Consider the following 24238-nt stretch of genomic DNA (forward strand, 5'->3'; position numbering starts at 1 on the left):
AAGGAAGAAAAGTTTATGGATAATATTTTAGAAATCAAAGATTTGATTGTACGGTATGAAACCGAGGATGGCATCATAAGAGCAGTTAATTCTGTCAATCTGAATATACCGCAGGGAGCTGCAGTTGGACTTGTTGGGGAGACTGGTGCAGGAAAGACAACGTTGGCGAAAGCTATCCTGCGACTGATACAGTGGCCGCCGGGTCGGATTGTGGGCGGAGAAATTCTGTATCACGGGAAAAATCTTACTGAGATTAGTGAAGAGGATATGTATAAGATTAGAGGAAACGAAATTTCTATGATCTTTCAGGATCCGATGACAGCGTTGAATCCTGTCATGACTGTGGGGAAACAGATTTCAGAGGTAATTGCTGTACATGAAAAAGTATCTGCTGAAGAGGCGGATCAAAAAATGCGAGAAATGTTAGCGCTGGTTGGTATTGATCCTAGTCGTGCAGAGGAATATCCGCATCAGTTTTCTGGCGGAATGAAACAAAGGGTTGTGATTGCCATAGCACTGGCATGCAATCCGAATTTACTGGTAGCAGATGAACCCACTACAGCACTGGATGTGACGATACAGGCGCAGGTACTGGATCTGATTAAGAATTTGAGAAGTAAGCTAGGCACATCCATGCTTCTTATCACACACGATTTAGGAGTAGTAGCGCAAAACTGTGAATATGTAGCAATCATGTATGCTGGAGAGATTGTAGAACAGGGAACCTTGCGCGATGTGTTTAAAAACGGGGTGCATCCTTATACGGAAGGGTTGTTTGATTCGATTCCGAAGCTGAATGAGGACACAGACCGGCTGCAGCCGATTGAAGGACTGATGCCAGATCCAGCTAATTTACCAGAGGGCTGCAGATTCCATCCAAGATGTAAATATGCTAAAGACGTATGTGCTTGTAAGACACCGGAACCTGTGGAATTAACGCAGGGACACAGTGTTTGCTGTCATCGCTTTGGCGCAGAAAAAGACGCATGGAAAGGAGCGTGATGAGATGAGTAAAGAAAAATTACTTGAAGTCAAGCACCTGAAGAAGTATTTTGCAACGCCAGCCGGGCAGCTTCATGCAGTAGATGATGTGACTTTTGATATTGCAAAAGGAGAGACGCTGGGAGTTGTTGGAGAGTCAGGCTGTGGAAAATCCACTCTTGGCAGAGCGGTTTTGCGTTTACATGAGCCAACATCGGGAGAAGTGCTGTTTCACGGAAAAAATATTCTAAAGTACAACAAGAATGAGATGAAGGAACTGAAGAAGGACATGCAGCTGATTTTTCAGGACCCATTCTCCTCTTTAAATCCTCGTATGACGGTAAGTCAGTCGATTGCATTACCTTTGACGATTCAGGGTGTGATTAAAAAGAATGACAAAGCAGCCTTGGAGCAAAAGGTTCGCGAAATGATGGATTTGGTAGGTCTGGCGCAGCGTTTTGTTAATTCTTATCCACACGAACTGGATGGCGGAAGAAGGCAGCGTATCGGTATTGCCAGAGCTTTGTCACTGAATCCGCAATTTATCGTTTGTGATGAGCCTGTTTCGGCTTTGGATGTTTCTATCCAGGCACAGATTCTGAATTTGATGCAGGATTTGCAGCGTGATATGGGTTTGACGTATATGTTTATCACACATGATTTATCTGTTGTCAAACATTTAGCAGATAAAATCATGGTAATGTATTTAGGAACGGTGGTGGAATACTGCGATGTGAAGCAGCTCTTCTCAAAACCGCTACATCCATATACTAAGGCCCTTCTGTCTGCGATTCCGGTTCCGGATCCAGACATACAGATGGAAAGAATTATTTTGAAAGGTGAAATCAGTTCACCGATTGAACCGAAACCTGGCTGCCGCTTTGCGGGAAGGTGCAATTATGCGACAGAAGCCTGCTTTGGTCAGGACATCCCTTTGGTGGAAAGCGAACCCGGTCATTTTACTGCCTGTGTACGCGTTCACGAAATAAATAATCTGAAGGAGGAAGTTTAAAATGAAAAAAGTATTAACCTTAGTGCTGGTGCTATGTCTTGCGCTGACAGCAGCAGCCTGCGGCGGTGGCGGCGAAGAGTCCGGCGGTGCAGCGAAAGACACCTTGACCTGGGTACAAGCTGCAGACGTCACATCTCTGGATCCACATGTAGGCAAAGAAACACCGGCAGTTACTGTAACAAGTCAGATTTTTGACACACTGTTAACTATGGACGAGAACAACGAACCGGCGCCTCTGCTTGCAGAGAGCTTTGAACAGCTGGATGAGAGAACTTATGAATTCAAGCTGCGCCAGGATGTGAAGTTTCACGATGGTGAGGCTATGACGGCAGACGATGTAGTATTTTCTCTGAATAGAGCCAGAGAATCCAACTATGTTTCCTATGTTGTAGACGCAATCAGTGAAGTTGAGAAAAAGGATGACTATACTGTAATCGTGAAGACGAAGGAACCGTATTCTCCGTTGCTATCTGCACTGACTGTACCTTTTACCGCTATCGTGCCGCAGCATGCAGTAGAGGCAGATGAGGATGCATTTGCGCTGAACCCGATTGGCACCGGCGCGTACAAGTTCGTAGAATGGAAACAGGGCGAGTACGCTAAACTGGAGGCAAATCCTGACTACTTCCAGGGAGCACCGAAGACACAGAACCTGGTTATGAAAGTAGTGCCGGAAGCTTCTCAGAGAGTTATTGCGATTGAAACTGGTGAGGCTGATCTGGCTTACAACGTTTCCGCTAATGATTCTAAGCGTGTAGAAGAAGATGAGAACCTGCAGATGTTCAAAGGTCCTTCTCAGAGTGTTTCCTATCTGACTATTAACGAAACCAACGAGAAGTTTGCTGACGAGAGAGTCAGACAGGCAATCAGATATGCCATTGACAAGGAAGCTATCGTAGAAACCATGCTGTATGGTGCGGGAGAGCCTGCAGATTCTGTTATTCCGCCAAGTACCTTTGGTTTCTCTGCAAAGATTCAGAAGTATGAACATAATATCGAGAAGGCGAAAGAACTGATGGCTGATGCAGGCTATCCCGATGGATTCTCCTGTACTCTGTCAGTAACAGATGATTCTGTAAAAAATGAAATATGTCAGGTTATTCAGAGCCAGCTGAAGGAGATTGGTATTGAAGTAAGCATTCAAACAAAGGAATTTGGTACATGGCTTGACGAGCTGGGCACTGGCTCACATGAACTTTCATTTGCAGGTTGGGTATGCGTAACAGGTGATGCTGACTATACTTATTATTCACTGCTGCACTCTACACAGACAGGTTATCCTGGAAACGATGCTTTCCTGAAAAATAAAGATGTAGATAAGTTGGTCATTGCAGCAAGAGAAACTGCTGAACCGGAAAAAAGACAAGAGTATTATGATCAGCTGGAAGAATTGCTGGGAGACTTGTCACCGTATGCACCGCTGTACTATGAGAGTGTCAATGTGGGCGCTTCAAAGAAAGTAAGCGGCTTTGCGCCGGATCCTAATGGATACCATCGCCTGCGTAATGTTGAGGTAACAGAATAATGAGACTTGCGGAAATGACATATTGGCAAACGGAGTCTTACTTTCAGAAAAATGACATGGTGATTTTGACGATTGGATGTTTGGAAAGCCATGGCAGCCACAATGTACTGGGAGTTGACACTATGATTCCGGAAAAATTACTGTCTATGATAGAGGAACGGGTTGAAATAGCTGCTGCACCGGGAATCCCTTATGGTGTATGTGAGGATATGACTAGTTTCTCGGGCACTGTGTCCTTGGGCGAAGACTGTATGTATCAGCTGCTGACACGTATTACCGATGGATTGCTAGCGCATGGAGCAAAGAAAATTTTGTTCCTCAACGGTCATGGCGGCAATATCCCGACTTTAAATCGCGTGTGCATTGAATTAAGCCGCAAAGGGGCGCTTGGTGTGCAGTTGAACTGGTGGATTATGGCAGGCCAGCTCAATGCTGCGTGGGCAGGCGGCCACGGTGGTGGAGAGGAAACCGCGGCAATGCTGGCAATAAATCCGAATCTGGTGTATTTTGACCATATGCGTGGGCAGGAACTGATTGATGATTTGGGCGCAGATTTTCCAACCATGGGATTTGACAGAATAGAATTTGGCGGCATTGGCATTCCTGTGCCTCGAGATGTTATAAAGTACACGTCTAATGGCTGGATTGGTCCAGATGATCCAAAAGAAGCTACGCAGCAATGGGGCGTGGAAATGCTCACGAAAGTAGCAGATTACATTGCGAATTTTATAGAAGCCTTTCGTAAGGCAGAAGTGAGATAAAGCTCTCATAATTGTTCCAGAGAAGCGTTCTTTCGAGAAGAAAGAACGCTTCCTTATATTTACGTGAGAGGCACCTTTTATAGGATATAGTATATGGAAGAGCTTTTGTGCATATTTTGGAAATATCGGACCAAAATAGAATCGGAGAGAGTAAAGGAAAATTTCACCAAAAACACATAAAAAAATTTGGAAAATATATTGACATTGAGGGCAGAAAGACCTACAATAAAGAAAGTGATTAGCACTCGTTTTGATTGAGTGCTAATAACGGATCGAATAAAAATTAGATAAATATATATCAGGAGGTAGAGAAAATGAGTTTTGGAATCAAGCCGCTGGGCAGCAGAGTTGTGATTAAGAAGTTAGAAGCCGAAGAGAAAACACAGGGCGGCATCATTCTTGCCAGCGCAGCAAAGGAAAAACCGCAGATGGCAGAAGTCGTAGCTGTAGGTCCTGGAACCAAGGACGAACCGATGGAAGTAAAGGCAGGAGATAAGGTTGTATTCTCCAAGTATGCTGGCACTGAAATTAAATATGACGGTGAGGAATATACTATCATGAGCCAGGCAGACATTCTGGCAACAGTAGAATAATTTTTGTTTGGGAGGTAAAGTAAAATGGCAAAAGATTTATATTATGGAGAAGACGCCAGAAGAAAACTGCAGGCTGGCGTGGATAAATTGGCAGATACTGTAAAGATTACACTGGGACCTAAGGGTAGAAATGTCCTGATTAATAAATCTTTCGGTTCTCCGCTAATCACCAACGACGGTGTGACTATCGCAAGAGAAATTGAACTGGAAGATGCAGTAGAAAATATGGGTGCACAGCTTGTTAAAGAAGTTGCAACCAAGACCAATGACGTTGCAGGTGACGGAACTACTACTGCAACACTGCTGGCACAGATCATTATTAAAGAAGGATTTAAGAATGTAGCAGCAGGCGCAAACCCTATGGTTCTGAAGAGAGGTATTCAGGGTGCAGTAGAAACTGCTGTAGAAAAAATTGCTACAATTTCTAAGAAAGTAGAAACCAAGGAAAGTATCGCACAGGTTGCTTCTGTTTCTGCTGCAGACGAAAACATCGGCGCACTGATTGCAGAAGCAATGGAAAAAGTCGGAAATGACGGCGTTATCACTGTTGAAGAAGCAAAGTCACTGGGCACCACTTTAGATGTAGTAGAAGGTATGCAGTTCGACAGAGGTTACCTGTCCGCATATATGGTAAGCGACACAGAAAAGATGGAAGCAGTGATGGAAAATCCACTGATTCTGTTAACAGATAAGAAAATCAGCAATATTCAGGAATTGCTTCCGCTTTTGGAACAGGTTGTTAAGATGGGAAGAAAGCTCTTAATCGTTGCAGAAGACGTAGAAGGTGAAGCACTGACTACACTGGTACTCAACAAGCTGAGAGGAACCATCGACTGCGTTGCTGTTAAGGCACCTGGCTTTGGTGATAGAAGAAAGGCTATGATGGAAGATATCGCTGTACTGACAGGAGGCGTAGTAATCAGCGAAGAAGTTGGCTATGACCTAAAGGAAGCTACTTTAGATATGCTGGGTCAGGCTGCAACTGTTAAAGTTGACAAGGATTCCACTGTTATCGTAAATGGTGCAGGTGAAAAAGCTGACATTACAGCAAGAATCAACTCCATTAAGAAGCAGATTGAGGAAACTGAATCTGAATTTGATAAAGAAAAACTCCAGGAAAGATTGGCTAAGCTGTCCGGCGGTGTTGCTGTAATCAAAGTTGGTGCAGCTACAGAAACTGAACTGAAGGAAAGAAAGCTGAGAATCGAGGACGCACTGAACGCAACCAAGGCAGCAGTAGAAGAAGGTATTGTTGCAGGCGGCGGTGTAGCGCTTTGCAGTGCAATCGACGCAGTATCCAAGTATGTAGATACATTGGAAGGCGACGAAAGAACCGGTGCAAAGATTATCGAAAGAGCGCTGGAAGAGCCAGTTAGACAGATTGCCGAAAACGCAGGCTTTGAAGGCAGCGTAGTTGTTGCTGAGGTTAAGAAGCAGAAGGTTGGATACGGATTTAATGCAGCTACTGAAGAGTATGTAGATATGATTGAAGCAGGTATCGTAGACCCTGTAAAAGTGACTCGTTCTGCACTGCAGAATGCAGCTTCTGCTTCCGCAATGCTTCTGACTACAGAAGCAGGTATCGTAGATATCAAAGAGGATGCTCCGGCTATGCCTGCAGGTATGCCAGGAGGCGGCATGGGCGGCATGATGTAATCTGCTGAAGCCGGATATATAATGTTGTAAGAAAGAGAAGACATCTTGCGTGTTGTGGGATGTCTTCTCTTTTGGCAAGAAAGCGGGATGCAGCAAATGTAAGTTCTTTAAACGGGTCATAAAAGCTGACGCTTATTTCTGGTCGGGATTCGGTTCGCTGCACAGTTCAGAGGGAGGCGACTGCATACTTCCGAAAAGCAGATAGTCAGCTGGGGTATCTAAAGCTTGCGTTATCAGTATAAAGTTTTTAAGAGACATTCCTTTTGCGCCGTTTTCAATATCAGAAATAAATTTTGTCGATAGGTGAACAAGCTCTGCGAGCTGCGCACGGGACAAGTGCTTGCTTTCACGAGCGAGACGTATACGTTCACCCATAGCTAACTTTAAATCGTTCATGTTCATAATTTTCCTCCTTCGTTTTTTGTGTTGATTAATCCGTGGTAGATATATAGATATAACATAGGGCGGAATAAAAAATGGATAATAGGTCGATTTGACCTATTATGGACGATTAGATGCCTCATACTTTGGAGAGAATGAAGGACGGTCTGATAGAAGAGGAAAGGGAGTACAGCAGAGAGAGAAAAGGCGAGCCTAAAATGGAGAAATTTTCGCTAAAAAGATTGGAAAATCAAGCTGATTGAACCCACTTTTTAATTTAGTACCAAGAAAAAAAGAGAAATTTATTGGTAATGTTGAGGGAAATTATAGAAGTATGAAATAGAGAAAATGGCTAAAATCAGCGGTTTTTGTCGATTTTAGCTGCGTAAGTGAGCACATGATATAGTAGAAAAATTGCTGGCATTCCACAATTTACTATTGGAAATCGAAACGAGATGTGTTATAATGTGGACAAATGAAATAATCGTAAATAGTGTTGTGTAAATCAAGTACAAACAATCACGGTCGTGCGTTGATTCGAAAGGCTTTATCCTTAACCCAAAAGCCTTTTTTGGGAATATTTTTTCCAAAAAGTAGAAAAAATGCTTGCCAAGATTGGGGTGTTTGAGTTATACTCATTGTGAACTATCATTTCATTTATGAGTTTTGCGCAAAAAGGCGTATAACTATAATCTTAAAAAAAGAACAAAAAAGAGGGAGGAATTCTTAAAATGAAGAAATTTTTAACAGTGCTTCTTGCATTGTCAGTTGTCTTCACTTATAGCTTCAGTGCTGTTGGCTCTGTTTTTGCAGCTGATGCTGTTGAAGGTTCAACACCTACTGGACTTTCTTACGAACAGAAATTGACAGAAGCAACCAGACAGTTAGCGAACGATCTGGAAAATGCAAAGAGCGACACAGTAAAGAAACTGGCAAACGAATACACTGAAAACTTAGCAAAAGGAACAGTTACCATTCCTAAATCCGTTTACGAAACAATCGCAAATCAGGTTTATGGTGACTATGCAAAAGTATTAGAGATTACATCTTATCAGTTAAAGGTTGCTTATGGCGCTGCTGATGAAGCAGGGAAAACAGCACTTGATGCAAAAGACATTGCTACAATCAAAGCTGACCTTGCCGACACAGCAGTTCTTGAAGCAAACAGCAAGGAATACAAAGACATGAAAGTCGGAGACGCTGATACTACTGCTGAATTTACAGCTTTAGTAACTTCCAACGGACAGACTGCTTATCTGCTGGACACTCTGAAACTTGTATTTCCAATCGAACAGGCAAGAGTTTTAGCAGAGCTGGATAAAATTGATTTAACTCTGTATACAGATGATATCATGGATCCAACTGCTGCATTCCCAGTATCTTATGCAAAAGCAGCAAAAGCAGCAAAAGATGAACTGGTATCTTCCGCTAAGAAAATTACTTTAGATGTAGAAGATTTAACTGCAGATAAAGTAAAAGAAAAAATCGTTGCATTGCAGGATTTGATTTCTACTAACAAAATTGTGAAAGCTGACTCCTACACAGGTCTTGATGGTGTAGAAATCATCCTTACTTACAAACTGGCTGCTTCAGAATTTAAGACAAAGGATGATTTAAAGAACGATAACGCTTCTTTAGAAGCTGCTAAATTAGCTGCAAAGGCACAGGCGCAGGCAAATGCATCTGAATTCTACAAAGACGCATTAAACGCTTACAATGCAGGAACTGACACAAAAGCAGACTTCGATGCAAAAGTTGCTGAAAAAGACGCATATCTGGAAGTAGAACTGTTCAAAATTGACCTGGCTACTACTGCCCCGATTACAGTTACTGCATTAACAGCTGGTACTGCAAACCGTGATTTGGTAGCAAAATACAATGCTTTAGAGCAGGCTGCCGCAGCTTACAAACTGCAGGTAGAAAAAGATGGTTCCTTAAAGTACATCGCTGCTAAAATTGACGAAAATCTTGCTGCTGCAAAAGCAAAGCTTTATGGTCGCACCGGCGAAACCGTAAAAGATACCGACTTAATCGTTGGCGCTGAAAACAAGACCGAAGATATCGCTTGGATTAAGGCAAAAGCAGTTGCTGCTGTAGAGGCAGAAAGAGACGCAAAACTTGCAGAAAAAACTTACTATGATAAAGAGACTGAAGAAATTAAAGCAAGATATGCGTTAAAGCTTGCTAAAATCAATGCTTGCACAAACGAAAAGCAGGTAAAAGAGGTGCTTGAAAACGAAGATGTTGATATCTCTGACGTAAAAGACGCTGCTGCAGTAAAATCAGCAATTAAAGCCTTAGCAGGATATGCAAAAGAACTTGAAAAAGTACAGGCTCACATGGATCAGGTGGTAAACGCCGATGTGAATAAGTGGAGCGACGCTTACAGAGAGTTCACGACTGATGATTTGGCTAACTTCTACGGTGAAAAAGGCGCAAGAACTACTGCTGAAATCCAGGCACTGTTAGCTGACGCAAAAGCAATGGCGGCTGCACTTCCTTCCGTAAAAGAAAAGAAAGATGCAAAAGCTGCTGCTGAAAAAGCTGTAAACGACATTCCTAACAGAATCGCACTGACTGATAAAGCAGCTGTAGAAGCAGCAAATAAATTAGTCGAAACTGCAAAAGAGATGGGTCAGACTGTTTCCAATGAAAGTAGACTGACTGCAGCAATCAATGCAGTAAAGGCTTTAGAAATCAAAGCACTCAATGATCAGATTGCTGCACTGCCTGCACTGAGCAAGGTTACTACAGCTGATAAAGCAGCTGTAAAAGCTGTTGCAGACGCACTGGATGCACTGTATGGTACAGACATGTACGGCGATTTATCCAAAGACACTGCAGTTAACGCAATCGCTGCAACTGTAGAAAACTATCAGAAAGCAGTAAGAGCAGCTGTAAAAGCTGATGTAGAAGCAAAAATTGCGGCACTTTCCGCAAACGCTGCAAGAACCGATATTGAAGCTGCAAGAGCTGCTTATGATGCATTTGTTGAAGAATACACCGATGCTTCTGAACCATATGATGCAAAAGCTCAGATTGTAAATGCTGACAAATTATTCTATGCTGAAGCACAGCTGAAGGCAAATGAAATCAAAGCTGTAGAATCCCTGAAGATTACAGCATCCTCTACCGCTAAAAAAGGTTCCATCACTGTAAAATGGACTGTAAAAGGCGATGTTGCTGCTGCTGACGGATATGAAGTATTCAGATCCGTAAAGAAGAACAGCGGATTCACAAACAAAGCATTCTACACCACTGACAAAAACACTAAGAAATCTTACAAGAATACCAAGTCCCTGAAAAAGGGAACCAGATACTACTACAAAGTAAGAGCTTACAAAGTTGTTGATGGCGTGAAATACTACTCTGACTGGTCCAACAAGGCTTACAGAGTCGCTAAATAATTGGGATAATAACTCAAATACAGCTATCCTTTAAGCGAAGGTCGGATTTTCCGACCTTCGCTTTTTTTAAACACCTGAAACAAACCGGTAATGTTTCTTAAAGTTTCTTAATCTTACCAATAACTTATATCTTTTTTGTACAAGCCATGATATAATGTATTTATCTATAGTAAGCCTAACAGCTTGTACTATACAAAGAAAAAAAGTACTGACACAGAAAGGAAGAGAGATTATGAAAAAGATATTAGCAATCATGCTGTCTGTCATGATGATACTCTGTATGATGCCGGGTATGGCGTTTGCTGACGATGCCAGCAAGACTGCGATCACAAGTATCGCTTTCGAAAATCCAAATGCAGCATATACCTATACCGGCAGTGAAATTCGCCCTGCCATCGTAGTAAAGGCAGGCAACACCACGGTTTCATCATTATATTATGATGTTGCATGGTCCAATAACACTGCTGTTGGAACCAATGCCTCAGCAACTGTAACTATGAGAACTGGTGCAGATGTCCCATACGAAATTAAGACTGGCTCCAACATAAACAACGTACTAACTTTCGAGATTAAACAGCAGAACATCAATAATGTTACATTGACTGTTCCACCGACAGTTGCTGTCGGAACTAACATTTCTGCTCTGCAGTTCACCTTGAAGAACGGCAGCGTTCCCCTTGTTAAAGGCACCGATTACGAAATCACTGCAGCTGCTGATGCCAAGGTAGTCAAAGGTGCACAGCAGGTTACCATTACAGGGAAAGGCAACTATACAGGAACCAGAAGCATCAGAGTAAATGGCGGTACAGATCTCAGTACTGCAAATTATGCAATTCAGCCGATTGCTGACCAGCGCTATGATGGAACTGCAAAAGCTCCGGCTGTTGTAGTAAAAGACTCCAACAATAATATTTTGAGCAGCACAAACTACACAGTTACCTATAGCGATAATATCAACGTAGGCGGTAATGCAACAGTAACTGTTACAGGCAAAGGCGATTATGCAGGCACCTTAACCAAGACTTTTAACATCCTGCCAAAGTCCATTTCCTATGTCACTGTTGCACCAATTGATAATCAGGTAGTAAATGTCGTTCCAAAACCAGTCATCAAAGATGGTGCTAAAACACTGGTTGAAGGACAGGACTATACACTATCTTATGCTAACTATGACCTGAAAGGTACTGCCACAGTCTATATTGACGGTATCAACAACTACGAAGGTCAGATTACAAGAACTTACGCAGTAAAAGACAGTCTGACAGCTAATGCTTTCTCACTGCTGCAGACTTCTTATGAGTATACAGGAAGCGTAATCAAACCTGAGGTATTAGTTACATCCTCTTCCAAATACCGTGAAGGTGTAGACTATAAACTGGTTTATGATACCAGCTCCAAAGTTGAAGCAAACAAAAAAGTACAGGTTGTAGGTATCGGCAATTACGGCGGTGTTGCAGCTGAGTTCACTTACAGCATTACACCAAAGGCACTTAACGATAAAGATGCAACAGTCACCTTACCGGCAAGTGCACCGTTCAACGGCGGCAAAGCAATTGAACCTTCTGTCAGCGTAGCTTGCGGCGGACGCACTTTAGTAAAAGGCACTGACTATACAGTTACTTACCTAAATAACACCAACATCGGTACAGCAACTGTATATATCTACGGTATCGGCAACTACTCCGGCTCTGTTTATAAAACCTTCAAAATTTTAGGTCAGGATATTTCCGGTTTCACGGCAACCCTGTCCCAGACCACCTATCAGTACACAGGAACCGAACACAAGCCTGCTGTTACCCTTTACAACGGCACGATTAAGCTGGTAAATGGAACCGATTACAAAGTAACCTACAAAAACAACAAAAACAGCGGTACTGCTACTGCAGTAATCGAAGGTATTGGCAACTATTCCGGTACTAAGAATGTAAACTTTACTATTAATGGTAAGACACAGGAACTGACTACTGACTATACTTATTACACCAAATACCTGACCAGTGCGGATTTCAATCTGGGTGCTACTACTAACGGCGATGGCGTTATCACTTACGAAACCAGCGACCCAACCGTTGCAACAGTATCTGCAAACGGAACCGTTACAATCGAAGGTACAGGTAAAGCTGTTATTACAGTAAAAACTACCAATGATGTTAAATTCAATCCTGAAGTGAAGAGCGTATACGTTACCGTAAAACCTAAAAAGCCGACTTTCAAAATCACTACGCCGGCAAAAGGTCAGGCAAAAGTCACCATCACAAAGGTTGACGGTGCTACCAAGTATCAGGTAAAATACGGTCGCAGCGGAAGCTACAAAGATAAATACATCACTCATAAGGATAATGGATATAAGACAACTTACGTTACCCTGAAAAATCTGAAACCGGGTACTACCTACTACGTAAAAGTTCGTTCCTACAAGACTTTAGCCGACGGCACCAAAGTCTGGGGCAACTGGACAACAGTAAAGAAGGTTAAAGTAAAATAAAACGCAATTATAAAAGGCACCGCAACTTTAGGTTACGGTGCCTTTTACCTGCTATACATTACTCAAAACTGCTGATAAACAGCTTCTCTCGTTTCAGTATGCGGTCAATTTGCGTGTCCATAAACTTCTGATATTTTTCCAGTCTCACCTTCGGCCAGTTGTACTTCTCGTGAGGAATAAACGCAAAGCCGGAAAGATTTTTCAGGTCACTTCGAATTTCGTCTGTCAGCATATCGTTAGCGTTGATATTGAATTCCCCCATAAGGCGCGGATAAATATCTATCAGACAATCCATATTCTGTCTCATAAAACGGTCATCATCCATATGAAACAGCATAGATCGGTTATGATCAAACACTGGAGCCATCCCTATAGGTTTTAGAGTGTCATTGTTCACCAAAAGTCCAAAATTCCCCAAATGGCGGTCAATATTGAGAATCAGTGCATCCAGTACCATCATTCGCCTGAAATGCTCACCATGGCCACATTTTTCCATCACCGCCAGCGCCTCTTGGACAGAAACCGACTGGGGATTTTCCACATGATATGTCATCTGAGAAAATCCTACTTCCTCGCTGGTGAAAATCCCGCACTTATTAGCAAGGTGTCCGTGGTGACTTACTAAATCATATTTAACAGAATCAGCGCAGAAAGCCTCTGCCAGCTGCGAAGCATAGTACTCGGCGAAAACCTCCTGCCCGTGAGTCTCGCTGCCCCGCTTCAGAAGAAAAAGCTGTTCATTCTCACGAATCCAGCATTTCGCATAGTTACCGTCTACGGAAAGTTCCGGTGTCGTTGTGCTGAGACTGCCGGAACCGCCTTCAAAAGCAATTCGTGCGATATTTTCGTCAAAATCATTATGGTAAAGAGAAACCTGCTTCCATACCAGAGGTTCTTCATCATTTCTTACCCAGAAGGTATCATTCAAAGATGCACCCCGGCTGACTTTAATAAAGCCGTCAATATCCTCTGCTCCCAGCTGTTTCAAAATGCCCCGGATATATTTGCGGTGCTTAGGAGCTTTACGCCGTTCAATAAACCGAATTATGCTGCCGTCATATGCAGCGGGAAGTCCGTCCGGCTCCAGAATTTTTACATTCTTCGCCTTGGTTGTACCATATTCAGTTTTAAAAGTAGAAAACGTCAGGATAGGACGCTCTTTATTCATAAGCGTGTAATTCATGGAGACCTTCTCTCGGTAATAAAGTTTATTCGAAATTGTATTTTTAGTATATCATATTTTTAATGATAATTCATCACTCATCTGCATTTTTCTTCATAATACAGTGAACAAGATGCAGTCATTATACAGTTAGAAATGAGAAAATGCTCTCTTTGAAGCCGGTATAGATGATCCAGCAATGCTGCAGATATCCCTTTGCAGTATCCTCACACAAAGCAATTACAGATTAAACTTTTTACTGATTTTATAATTTCACGCCCCTTTTTCACAATAATTTCTTTTTCCCCGAAAGTTTTTCATATATAATAATAGTATACAAATTTTATACAAAAGGAGGTTTGATTCATGCACACACCTGACATGATTACTGATTTAGCCGTCATGCTGCTTACTGCCGGTCTTATCACAATTTTATTTAAAAAAATCAAACAGCCTTTGATTCTAGGTTATATTCTGGCGGGCTTTCTTATTAGCCCGTACTTTCCTTTATTTTTCAATGTAGAAGACATCGATTCCATTAATCTATGGAGTGAAATCGGAGTTATTATTCTGATGTTTCACATTGGACTTGAATTTAATCTGCATAAGCTTGCAAAACTGGGCGGAACGGCAGTCATCTCTGCCATTATAAAGATGGGCGGCGTCATGCTGACAGGATACCTAGTCGGTATCCTGATGGGTTTTTCCGTCATCAGCAGTCTTTTTTTGGGCTGTATGCTTTCCATCAGTTCTACCGCTGTCATACAAAAAAGCTTTGAAGAACTGGAAATCAAAGGACAAAAGTATTCCCAACTAGTTATGGGCACTCTGGTTATTGAAGACATCGTGGGCATTTTTATGATGGTGGTTCTATCCACTATCTCTGTCAGCCAGAGCGTTGCAGGCAAAGAGTTGATGATCAGTCTGGCACTGATGGTCTGCTATCTGGTTGTTTGGCTGCTTCTCGGCATTTATTTACTCCCAACCTTCCTGAACAAAGTCATCAAGGTGATGAATGATGAAATGCTTCTTATTTTATCATTAGGACTTTGCTTTGGTATGGTTATGATTGCCAACTTTCTGGGATTTTCTTCAGAGTTGGGCGCTTTTCTTGCAGGCTCTCTTCTTGCGGGCACCATTCATGTTGAACGAGTGGAACATCTTACCGGCGGCGTTAAGGATATGTTCGTGTCTTTCTTCTTTCTGTCCGTCGGCATGAAAGTTGATCCCCATGCTATTGTAAACTATGCTCCCATCATTGCAGTAATTACTGTAGTTGCGGTCATTGCAAAACTGATTTTTGCCACAGTCGGCATGCTGTTATCCGGTCAAACCTTAAACACTGCCGTAAAAAGCGGTTTCAGTCTGGCGCCAATTGGGGAATTTTCTTTTATCATTGCGGCACTGGGCGTCAGCCTTGGTGTGATGGAAGAAAACCTCTATCCGATTATCGTATCTGCTGCAGTGATAACTACGTTTTTAACACCATTTTTAATTAAAAATTCCAGTAGCGTTACTGACCTTTTGCAGAGAAAACTTCCAGAGAGTCTTCTTCAAAAGCTGCACCAGTATACTTCCAGCGACCAGACTGATGATGATAAAGATACAGACTGGAATGAATATATCCGAAAATTTGTTTCCAGAACAGCACTTTATAGTGTCATCATGCTTGTTGCTGTCATGATTGGTATCGAAGGCATTTATCCGTTTTTAGCAGAAACACTCACTCCACTTTCAGCGAGCATCGCTACCTGCGCTATAATTTTCTTCGTCATAGCGATTTTTGTAAGACCTATGCTGAACCCCGGCAATGCTCTTTTCACCTCTCTATGGCTCAAAAAAAGGGCAAATAGACTACCACTAATCGTATTGGCAGCCGTTCGCGTTATATTGACTGCAACAATTGCCATGATTCCAATTAGCGTATTGTTCGAAATCAATCCTGCATACCTATTTATCTTTATTATTATCGCAGTGCTCATTGCCGGAAAAAGCAACTTTCTCTCAACGGCTTACCTCAGACTGGAAACTCAGTTTCTTCGCAATCTGAACGAAAGATTGATTGAGGCCGAAGAAGAAAAAGGGCTGCACCAGTCCTGGCTGGATACGGAACTTCATATTATTTCCTTAATTGCGCCGGAGTCAGCAGATTTTCTCGGTAAGCACCTGGCTGATCTGCAATGGGGGAAAGTATATAACGTATATGTTGTTAAAATCCGCCATCATGGCAAGCACATTATTTTACCGGAACCTAAGGCTACCATTGCCGCAGGCGATAAAGTCTTTGTCGTTGGAGATTTAAAGTCCATCGAAAACTTTTATCGTCTGGTACAAATGAAGCCTTCTAAACCTCCTAGAACCCTAAAGAAGTTTATGGAGACAGACTATCCTGACGCTGACAATGCGCTGTCTGTCTGTGCAATCAAGGTGACCGGCAATGAATCTTATGCCGGAAAAACCCTTAAGAACGGTAATATTCGAGAAAAGTTCCACTGCATGGTGCTGGGCGTACAGCAAAGCGGCTACCCGATTATCATGCCTGATATCAATACTCTAATTACCAAGGAGGACATCATCTGGGTCATGGGTTCCAACCATAACGTGAGCGTTATCGTTGCCGAATCTGTTGAAACAGCTGAGGCAGCGGATTTCAGACCTCTTTCAAGGACTGATAGATAATTCCATCTTTAAACGCAGGAAAAGAAACTAAAGAATACTTACAAAAATACCAAGCACCTAAAGAATGTAAGTACTTATAAAGTTGTCACTTGTGTAAAATACTACTCTGACTAATCCAACAAGGCTTACAGAAATGCTAAATAATTGGTGATTCACCTATCCAAAAAATCAAGAAGGTCGGCTCGCCCGACCTTCTTTTCATATTGTCATGTTCGTCTTTTAATCTATTTGATACATCTCAGAAAGGCTGATGCATTTTACATCATCGTCCGCATTACACGCACTTAGTACAGACTCGCTAAACAATGATTTAGAAAACAACCAATAATATTTTTGGCTTTGGTGGAACAATCCACCTTGTCTGCGTAGATTTTCTAAAACGGGCAATTTAACAGGCTCATTGCGCCATTTACATTCGCAAAGCAAGATCGCATCTGCGCCCAATGCGCAAATATCAATTTCTTCCTGTCTTTTTTCTCTTGGATTATTTCCCCACCATCTTCCAGCCTCACTGTAAGGAAACGGTACTTTTAACAATGTTTCCGGGTGCATTAAATAGGACAAACACATGTCTTCAAATACCGTACCCATGAATGAAGATAAAAAAGGTTTTACAAAATTCTCATAAACATATTCTCCGTTTCCATTGACAACAAAGGTCTGATAAGGGAAAACAAACCGAAACCAAAAGCGGAATGCAGAGTCTTTAATTCGGTAAATCGTTTTTCGCGAAGACTCCTTTTCCCCCGCAGGAGTTTCTTTTTTAACAATATCCAACGCTTGCAGGGCATTCAGATGATAGGCGCAAGACGCAGTAGACTCTCTGGCTTTTCCTGCAATTTCATTTAGCGTACTGCTGCCTGATGCAATGCTCCCAAGAATCGTATGGTACATCCTTGGTTCCCTAAGTTCCTGTTTCATCAAATTGCTGGGTTCTTCAAACATTCTGCCAGCCTGATCCAAATACATATTCAGAATGTTTTCTTTCACGGTGCGAGTTCCATCAATAAAGCTCACATATTCCGCAATTCCTCCTGTGATTCCATAAATAAGTGCCAGTTCCTCTTCCGTATAATCCCAGCCGAATTCCTTAAGTTCATAATAGCGGAATGCTTCCATTCGAAATTGGGCAGTTCTGCGTCCATACAGTGGACTTTTATAGCCTAAAACCTGATTTTCCATGAAGCTCATCGATGAGCCGCATAAAATCAACATCAGTTTTGAATCCTTCCACTTCATATCAATGTGTTTTTGCAGAAGTGATGACAACGCCTGGTAATCCTCTGCCAAATAAGGATACTCATCAATTGCAAGAATAATTCTTTCATCTGAAATAGTATCAATGTAGTCGAAAAGTGCCTCATAAGAGCCATAAGAAGGCGCAGGCAGCTTCCGCCCCTCAAAATCCCATATCGCTGCAGAAAGGCTGTCTATATTGCTTTGGCTTGCTGCCTCCATTCCCATGTAATAGATTGCCTTTTTATCTTTGCAAAACTCTTTAATCAAAGTTGATTTACCCACGCGTCGTCTACCATAAATTACAGCAAACTCAAAACGATCTGTAGCGTAAAGTTGATTGAGTTTATCCAGCTCATATTTTCGTCCAATAAACATTTGTAATCTCCCAATTCGATATTTGCTCAGTCTTAACTTACTAAGTTATAACTGATCATATTTTAACATATGATTGATTTAAAGTCCAGTAGGAAATCATTACTCACAAAACATTTAGCACAGTTTATAATCCGTGTGAAGAAACATCTTAAAATATATCTCATGCTTTTTAGTTTTAGTATGCTGCTTTTCTATTTGAAATAAAGCATTTATTAAAGACTTTGATATCCCCTCAGATTCAAAACTCCAAAAATCTTACAGAATTGCTAAATAATTGGTGATTCACCTATCCAAAACATCAAGAAGGTCGGCTTGCCCGACCTTCTTTTCATACGCATTTAATGCTAATATATATCCCCCGATTTAAAAATGCACTTCGAAAGCAGCTTTTGCATAGGACGGTAGTTACATAAAAAAGACTCCTTACTCGCATATATCATATCCTCTTGGGTTATACGACTGAAATCTATCAGATACCCTGCGTTTAATGCAGCCACTCGAATAAATTCACGTTGTGCTCTTCCATTACCCTCCCGGAAAGGATGGAGCGCATTTATCTTCGAGAAAAAATATGCCAATCTATTAACAAACATATCCAACGGAAGATTTTCACAATAATTTTCTTCTTTCAGCTTTAAGAATAGTTGCTCACCATTTTCTCGTAAAAATTCCGATTTGCAAAACATATTTCCTTTTGCAATATCTACTGTTCTCAATTGACCCGCCCATTCATATACATCCTGAAAAATGTATCTGTGTATTTCGCACAAATGAGCAAAGTCCAACTCGCCTTCAACAGGTTCATACTGCAATTCCAAAAGACGCAACATTGTGAGTTTCTTCTCCGCTTCAGCAAGCCTCTCCGCATTGTGAATAGATAACTTATTAATTAATACATTACTTTGAGGATAGCAGTATTTTTTATCATTCATTATCTACCCTCAGTTCATTCAGAATCTTTTTCCGAATTTCATCACCCTTTTCAGCATTTCTACTATAATATTCCAGCAAATCTATATCATCAGCGTTTAAATTGAAACCCTCCAATGCCATTGTAGCATTTACTGCATCAATAGCTGATATCGTTACTTTTTGCTTGGCAGGGTGCAAAGCAACCTCGAACGGAATACTCTCCGTCAGAATAATTTGTTTTAACATCATATTAACAACGGCCGATAGATTTGTTCCTAATTTTTCCAAAATCTCGCTTGCCTGTTTTTTATCCTCTTCTGCTGCACGAATTTGTATTAATCCTGTATTTGCCATCACATCGCCTCCTTTGCTTATATTATACTACATCGTCATTGCATTGTATATACCATTATTTTAGCAATTCTCAAGTTCATTGTGAACTATCATTTCATTTATGAGTTTTGCGCAAAAAGGCGTATAACTATAATCTTAAAAAAAGAACAAAAAAGAGGGAGGAATTCTTAAAATGAAGAAATTTTTAACAGTGCTTCTTGCATTGTCAGTTGTCTTCACTTATACCGTAGGCTCTTCGTTTGCAGCTGCTGGCGTAACCGTAAATGCACAAGCAGATCCTACATACACGTTAAGTGAAGTGGAAACTGCAATATATGCACAGGCACAGAAAAATGTTGATATGCTCAACGCTGTTAAAGCAAACTTCTTAGCAAACTATGATGCTAATCAGGTTGAAATTGAAGGCGTTACATTATCAAAAGCTGCTGTTGAAAAAGAAATCGATAAGATTTTTAAAGATATTGCAGCTAAAATTAATGCTGTCGCAGACGAACAGAAAGCTGACGCAATTGAAAAAGCAGCAGGCACTACTGTTAGCTATGTAGAAACAGATGTCTGGGCGGCAGATCTGTATACGGATGACAAAGGCACCACTGCAGCTACTGTAGACAATGCTTTTGACCCAGCAACAGGTATAACAGATGACGCTACACTGCAGGCAGCAGTTGCAACTGGAATTTATACTAAAGCTGACGGTAATGTAACAAAAATAGAGGATTCTAATGCAACTTATGATAGCAGCGCTACGTACGTTGTAAAGAAAGGCAAGTGGTACAAGAAAAATACTGCAGGCAGTACTTTTGCTGGATTTACTGCTGCTGAAAAATTAGCTTATGAAACTGCTGTCAACACAGAGTATCTAAAGTATGATACGGCTGCTGAAGTAAAGGCGCTAATTGATGATGATGCAGACGGCAAATATGGCAAAGCGCTTCTGACTGCTGAACATGCAATTCAGAAAGCAGAAGTCACTGCTTTACTTGATAAAGTGGATGTAACCAAATACAGCGATAACATTCCATCTGACGCAGATCAGAACTCTGATTATTATCTGGATGATGCAGAAGCAGCTGCTTTTGCATTATCTGGCGCTGGCTATTACAGCTATCAGGCAAGAGTAAAGGCCGTCCTGGATGCAGCAAAAAAAGCATTAGCTGATAAAGATATTGTTGCAGCAGATGATGAAAGTGCGATTGCGACAAAAATCGGCGCGATTAAAGATGCTGACGCTTTCTTTAAAACCAATATCACAGATAAAATCGGTACTGTTCCTACCATTCAGGATGAAGCATGGGATAAAGAAGATTTAGAAAAAGGTAAAGAAAGAATCACTTCTGCAATGAAGTCCCACTTAGCCGACCTGAAAAATACAGAATATGCAACTTTCTCCACAGTTATCAGAGACTTGCAGAGAAAAGAAGCACAGGGAACCACGCTGACTGCTGCCGAAAAAAAGCAGCTGGCAGAAGCGCAAGCTGCACTGGCTGCCTTAGACAAAGATTACAAAGCAGTAGAGGATGTATATACAAATCAGATCAAGAACTACAAACTGGATAAAGTAGAAACGTTCTTTGAAAAGAATGGAACCATCAAAGCATCTGAAATTGCTGCTGCATTCCCAGTTGATGCTACAGCAAAAGAATTAGCAGTTGTAAAAGCTGCAAAAGTTGTTGAGTTGCAGAATCGTGCAGATCTTCTCAATCAGATGACTGGTTTTGATGGTAAGCCAATGTATGACAAAGATATGGTAGCAGCAGAGCTGGCTGCAAAGATTGCCGCTGTATATGACGCTGCTGACAAAGCTGCTGTAAAAGCAATTGAACTGGTTGTAAATCCAAACTATGATCTTGTAAAAGCTGAAATGAACAGAGTACTTGGTACTGATGATGCAAGTGCGACTGTTGAATTCAATAAGAAAATTTACAAAGTTGTAGCTGGTTGGACTGCAAATGACACAACCTACGATACAGAAAAACTTGCAAAAGTTCAGGGCATTATCGCTGATACAAAAGCTGCAATCAGAGCTGCGAAAACTGTAGAAGCAGTTGATGAAGCATTCCTTGCAGGCTACACTAAATATGACGCTGTACTGACATTGGCTGATAGAGAAGCTGCGCAGAGAGACACCGCATACACTGCAAAAATCGCTGAATATACCGTAGAACTTGGATTGTTAATTGATGCAAAAGTTGCTAGATATGGTGCTACCTTTGATGTAGACTTTGACATTTCTGCTGATGACTTAAAAGCAAAGCTGATTGGTACTGATGCTAAGAATGACGGTCTCTACGCCGCTTACACATTAGATGAAATGAAAACTATCTATGACGAAGCAGTTAAAACTGTTAACGGACTTAAGTCCACTGCTGCTTTAGATGCAGAAGTCGCTGCACTGAATACAGCAATCCTGGCAGTTAAAGTTCCAGTTACAGCAGAAAGCAAAGCTGCAATTCTGGATCTGCAGTCAAAGGTAGACACATTTAAGGAATATGCTGCATTTGTAGGCTATGACGCTACTGCACTGAGAGATTCTCTTCTTGCAACACTGGTAAGCGGTATTAAGGCAATTGACGCAGAAGCAATTACAGATGCTGTTGCTGCTATCCTGAAAGATGGAAAAATCACATTAGATGAAAAAGCTGCAGTAGAAGCTGCTTGCGGATTAATTGACGCTTATATTGAAAATTATGGTGACCGTGCAATTGTTACTGGCGATGTCAATACTGTATATGTCTTTGACTTCACTGATTTAGAAGTTGCCGCAGTAGAAACAATGATCGCAAAGATTGATCCGACTGCAAAGCCATTAGATGTAGAAGCAATTAAAGCTGCAAGAGAAGCTTATGACGCTCTTGGCGAAACAACTATTAGCGCTGAAATGTACGCAAAACTGTTGTCTCTGGAAACCCTTGCTGCGGAAGTAAACAATGACAGACTGATTGCTGGCGTAAGAGGTACTTCTTTAACCGCTTCCTCCACCGCAGTAAAAGGTGCAATCAAAGTGACCTGGAAGAAATCTGCTGGTTACAAGGTGGATTACTATGAAGTATACAGATCCACAAAAAAGAGCAGCGGATATGGCACAAAACCTTACTTTACTACAAAAGATGGTACTGCAAAATCTTACAAGAACACGAAGAGCCTGAAAAAAGGCACCAGATACTACTACAAAGTACGCGGTGTCAGAGTCATTGATGGTAAAAAGTATTACACACAGTGGTCTAACAAAGCTTATAGAGTAGCTAAATAGTATCCTAATAACGATTACAAGCAAAGAGGGTCGGTTTCATCCGACCTTCTTTTAATGTATATATTTTTTATATCAAGAAATTATATTAGCTGACATGTTTCATCTATACTAAAACAAATTATGACCATAACAGTTTATGCAAAACTACCATCATATTTTTTAGTACCAGTGTAGTACTTTTAGAACTTTTTTCTAGTGCTTCACATCGTTAAATTCCAAATTCAATCGCTCCGCCATTTCGTTTTGTCGGGTGGGAAACATATGGGCGTAATGCAGTGTAATGTCGATGCTTTCATGTCCAAGTCTGCCCGCAATATCGACCGGGGTAAAGCCCATTGCAATTAGAAGTGATACATGTGAATGTCTAAGATCGTGAATTCTTATTTTATGTACTCCAGCCATTTGTGCGCCTCTTCGCATCTCCGTATGTAAAAAATTTCTTGACATAGTAAAGAGTCGTTTTCCAGAATGAAGTCGTCTCCTTTTGCGCAGATATTTATATAGTGCATCAGATAAAAATTTAGGCATCGTAATAATTCGATTACTCTTTTCAGTTTTTGGCGCTGTAATATAATCTTTCCGTTCAAGTCTTTGATAGGATTTATTAATAGATAGTGTATGCTTTTCAAAATCAAAATCTTTTCCCGTAAGTGCAAGCAGTTCACCAATACGTAGTCCACACCAATACAGAAGTTCGAAAGCATAAAAGGTTTCCGGCGTATCACGAACGGCTGCTGAAAACTTAAAATAATCTTCTTTGGTCCATATTTGTATTTCACGGGACTTTTCCCGTCCTAAGGCGCCAGCTTTTCTAACCGGATTACTCTTTAGATTATAGAATCTGACCGCATGATTAAAAATAGCGCTCAACTGATTTTGAATCGTTCGCAAATAAGTATCTGCATATCCTTTGCCCTTTTCATCTCGATAACTGATCATAATGTTTTGCCACTTTACAATATCAGCTGCAGTGATATCAGACATTGCTCGCTCTGAAAAATATGGAACCAATTTCTGTTCAATAATATGTTCTTTCGTCAACCATGTATTATGACGAAGTCTTGGCTTCATATCCTGCGCATATACATTTACAAAGGCCGCAAAGGTTATATTTAACGTGCCTGACTTTGTTTCTATAAAATGGCGCTCCCATTTCAGTGCTTCTTTTTTCGTGCTAAATCCTGTTTTTTTCTTTTTTACGTTTTTACCATTCATATCTCTATAGTAAAAAGAAACATACCAAGTTCCATTCTGATTTTTATATGCTGGCATATCCATTCCTCCCATAAATTAATGCTCAAAGTTTTCCTCTATACCTTAAATTAAGCCCAAAATATATCAAACCTATTCTCAAAGTCAATATAAAATTCTGCGATAATTGTTGGAAAAAATAGGCGAATAAGTACTATTTTAGTACTAAAATTCAAAAGAGTAAATACTTGAAATTTCAAGGATAAAGATAAGCC

At 41.1% G+C, this 24238-nt stretch carries 16 protein-coding genes; 10 read left to right on the top strand and 6 right to left on the bottom strand.

Going from position 1 to position 24238, the window contains the following annotated elements:
- Nucleotides 1-15: 15 nt before the first annotated feature.
- The 6 genes from V1225_RS05475 (at nucleotide 16) to groL (ending at nucleotide 6528) form a co-directional block, all read left to right on the top strand.
- Complete coding sequence (locus V1225_RS05475; RefSeq protein WP_161909489.1) at nucleotides 16-1002, top strand: ABC transporter ATP-binding protein; 987 nt, start codon at nucleotides 16-18, stop codon at nucleotides 1000-1002.
- Between the two features lie 4 nt (nucleotides 1003-1006).
- Nucleotides 1007-1993: an oligopeptide/dipeptide ABC transporter ATP-binding protein gene (locus V1225_RS05480; protein WP_160203172.1), complete on the top strand. Its 987-nt coding sequence runs from the start codon at nucleotides 1007-1009 to the stop codon at nucleotides 1991-1993.
- A gap of 1 nt (nucleotide 1994) precedes the next feature.
- The gene (locus V1225_RS05485) at nucleotides 1995-3518 is read left to right on the top strand and encodes an ABC transporter substrate-binding protein (RefSeq protein WP_160203173.1); all 1524 of its coding nucleotides are present in this window, start codon (nucleotides 1995-1997) and stop codon (nucleotides 3516-3518) included.
- A gap of 14 nt (nucleotides 3519-3532) precedes the next feature.
- The gene (locus tag V1225_RS05490) at nucleotides 3533-4279 is read left to right on the top strand and encodes a creatininase family protein (RefSeq protein WP_160203174.1); all 747 of its coding nucleotides are present in this window, start codon (nucleotides 3533-3535) and stop codon (nucleotides 4277-4279) included.
- Between the two features lie 314 nt (nucleotides 4280-4593).
- The gene (locus tag V1225_RS05495) at nucleotides 4594-4872 is read left to right on the top strand and encodes a co-chaperone GroES (protein WP_160203175.1); all 279 of its coding nucleotides are present in this window, start codon (nucleotides 4594-4596) and stop codon (nucleotides 4870-4872) included.
- A gap of 24 nt (nucleotides 4873-4896) precedes the next feature.
- Nucleotides 4897-6528 carry a chaperonin GroEL gene (gene groL, locus V1225_RS05500; RefSeq protein WP_160203176.1) on the top strand — a complete coding sequence of 544 codons (1632 nt, stop codon included), beginning with the start codon at nucleotides 4897-4899 and terminating at the stop codon, nucleotides 6526-6528.
- A gap of 132 nt (nucleotides 6529-6660) precedes the next feature.
- Here the strand turns inward: groL and V1225_RS05505 are convergent, their stop codons facing one another.
- Nucleotides 6661-6930 carry a helix-turn-helix transcriptional regulator gene (locus tag V1225_RS05505; RefSeq protein WP_160203177.1) on the bottom strand — a complete coding sequence of 90 codons (270 nt, stop codon included), beginning with the start codon at nucleotides 6928-6930 and terminating at the stop codon, nucleotides 6661-6663.
- A gap of 710 nt (nucleotides 6931-7640) precedes the next feature.
- Between V1225_RS05505 and V1225_RS05510 the strand changes: the two genes are divergently transcribed.
- Both V1225_RS05510 and V1225_RS05515 read left to right on the top strand, forming a co-directional pair.
- Nucleotides 7641-10316 carry a fibronectin type III domain-containing protein gene (locus tag V1225_RS05510; protein ID WP_338547741.1) on the top strand — a complete coding sequence of 892 codons (2676 nt, stop codon included), beginning with the start codon at nucleotides 7641-7643 and terminating at the stop codon, nucleotides 10314-10316.
- 232 nt (nucleotides 10317-10548) lie between these two features.
- Nucleotides 10549-12801 (top strand): fibronectin type III domain-containing protein, encoded by a 2253-nt coding sequence (locus V1225_RS05515; RefSeq protein WP_338547742.1) that lies wholly within the window; start codon nucleotides 10549-10551, stop codon nucleotides 12799-12801.
- 58 nt (nucleotides 12802-12859) lie between these two features.
- Here the strand turns inward: V1225_RS05515 and V1225_RS05520 are convergent, their stop codons facing one another.
- Nucleotides 12860-13984, bottom strand: coding sequence for a hypothetical protein (locus V1225_RS05520; protein WP_338547743.1), 1125 nt, complete (start codon nucleotides 13982-13984; stop codon nucleotides 12860-12862).
- 345 nt (nucleotides 13985-14329) lie between these two features.
- Between V1225_RS05520 and V1225_RS05525 the strand changes: the two genes are divergently transcribed.
- Complete coding sequence (locus V1225_RS05525) at nucleotides 14330-16642, top strand: cation:proton antiporter (RefSeq protein ID WP_338547744.1); 2313 nt, start codon at nucleotides 14330-14332, stop codon at nucleotides 16640-16642.
- A 219-nt stretch (nucleotides 16643-16861) separates the two neighbouring features.
- Here V1225_RS05525 and V1225_RS05530 read toward each other — a convergent pair whose 3' ends face one another.
- From V1225_RS05530 to V1225_RS05540, 3 genes are all read right to left on the bottom strand, one after another.
- Entirely contained in the window at nucleotides 16862-18256 is a 1395-nt protein-coding gene (locus V1225_RS05530; protein ID WP_338547745.1) for an ATP-binding protein, read from the bottom strand.
- A gap of 344 nt (nucleotides 18257-18600) precedes the next feature.
- Nucleotides 18601-19188 carry a Fic family protein gene (locus V1225_RS05535; RefSeq protein ID WP_338547746.1) on the bottom strand — a complete coding sequence of 196 codons (588 nt, stop codon included), beginning with the start codon at nucleotides 19186-19188 and terminating at the stop codon, nucleotides 18601-18603.
- Nucleotides 19181-19522, bottom strand: a complete 342-nt coding sequence (locus V1225_RS05540) for a type II toxin-antitoxin system RelB/DinJ family antitoxin (RefSeq protein ID WP_251616369.1) — start codon at nucleotides 19520-19522, stop codon at nucleotides 19181-19183. Before V1225_RS05540 ends, V1225_RS05535 begins: the two co-directional genes overlap by 8 nt.
- Nucleotides 19523-19694: 172 nt before the next feature.
- On the opposite strand from V1225_RS05540, the gene V1225_RS05545 reads away from it, so the two are divergent.
- Nucleotides 19695-22772: a fibronectin type III domain-containing protein gene (locus V1225_RS05545; RefSeq protein WP_338547747.1), complete on the top strand. Its 3078-nt coding sequence runs from the start codon at nucleotides 19695-19697 to the stop codon at nucleotides 22770-22772.
- Between the two features lie 192 nt (nucleotides 22773-22964).
- Here V1225_RS05545 and V1225_RS05550 read toward each other — a convergent pair whose 3' ends face one another.
- Nucleotides 22965-24044 carry a site-specific integrase gene (locus V1225_RS05550; protein WP_338547748.1) on the bottom strand — a complete coding sequence of 360 codons (1080 nt, stop codon included), beginning with the start codon at nucleotides 24042-24044 and terminating at the stop codon, nucleotides 22965-22967.
- Between the last annotated feature and the right edge of the window lie 194 nt (nucleotides 24045-24238).

This window comes from Emergencia sp. JLR.KK010, assembly GCF_037018265.1.
GTDB classification, from domain to species: domain Bacteria; phylum Bacillota; class Clostridia; order Peptostreptococcales; family Anaerovoracaceae; genus Senimuribacter; species Senimuribacter intestinalis.

Excerpts from the sequence above, each read along its gene's own strand:
- groL (WP_160203176.1), top strand. The coding sequence starts at position 4,897 with ATGGCAAAAGATTTATATTATGGAGAAGACGCCAGAAGAAAACTGCAG.
- V1225_RS05475 (WP_161909489.1), top strand. The coding sequence starts at position 16 with ATGGATAATATTTTAGAAATCAAAGATTTGATTGTACGGTATGAAACC.
- V1225_RS05550 (WP_338547748.1), bottom strand. The coding sequence starts at position 24,044 with ATGCCAGCATATAAAAATCAGAATGGAACTTGGTATGTTTCTTTTTAC.
- V1225_RS05525 (WP_338547744.1), top strand. The coding sequence starts at position 14,330 with ATGCACACACCTGACATGATTACTGATTTAGCCGTCATGCTGCTTACT.
- V1225_RS05515 (WP_338547742.1), top strand. The coding sequence starts at position 10,549 with ATGAAAAAGATATTAGCAATCATGCTGTCTGTCATGATGATACTCTGT.
- V1225_RS05540 (WP_251616369.1), bottom strand. The coding sequence starts at position 19,522 with ATGGCAAATACAGGATTAATACAAATTCGTGCAGCAGAAGAGGATAAA.
- V1225_RS05505 (WP_160203177.1), bottom strand. The coding sequence starts at position 6,930 with ATGAACATGAACGATTTAAAGTTAGCTATGGGTGAACGTATACGTCTC.
- V1225_RS05480 (WP_160203172.1), top strand. The coding sequence starts at position 1,007 with ATGAGTAAAGAAAAATTACTTGAAGTCAAGCACCTGAAGAAGTATTTT.
- V1225_RS05545 (WP_338547747.1), top strand. The coding sequence starts at position 19,695 with ATGAAGAAATTTTTAACAGTGCTTCTTGCATTGTCAGTTGTCTTCACT.
- V1225_RS05520 (WP_338547743.1), bottom strand. The coding sequence starts at position 13,984 with ATGAATTACACGCTTATGAATAAAGAGCGTCCTATCCTGACGTTTTCT.
- V1225_RS05490 (WP_160203174.1), top strand. The coding sequence starts at position 3,533 with ATGACATATTGGCAAACGGAGTCTTACTTTCAGAAAAATGACATGGTG.
- V1225_RS05485 (WP_160203173.1), top strand. The coding sequence starts at position 1,995 with ATGAAAAAAGTATTAACCTTAGTGCTGGTGCTATGTCTTGCGCTGACA.
- V1225_RS05495 (WP_160203175.1), top strand. The coding sequence starts at position 4,594 with ATGAGTTTTGGAATCAAGCCGCTGGGCAGCAGAGTTGTGATTAAGAAG.
- V1225_RS05510 (WP_338547741.1), top strand. The coding sequence starts at position 7,641 with ATGAAGAAATTTTTAACAGTGCTTCTTGCATTGTCAGTTGTCTTCACT.
- V1225_RS05535 (WP_338547746.1), bottom strand. The coding sequence starts at position 19,188 with ATGAATGATAAAAAATACTGCTATCCTCAAAGTAATGTATTAATTAAT.
- V1225_RS05530 (WP_338547745.1), bottom strand. The coding sequence starts at position 18,256 with ATGTTTATTGGACGAAAATATGAGCTGGATAAACTCAATCAACTTTAC.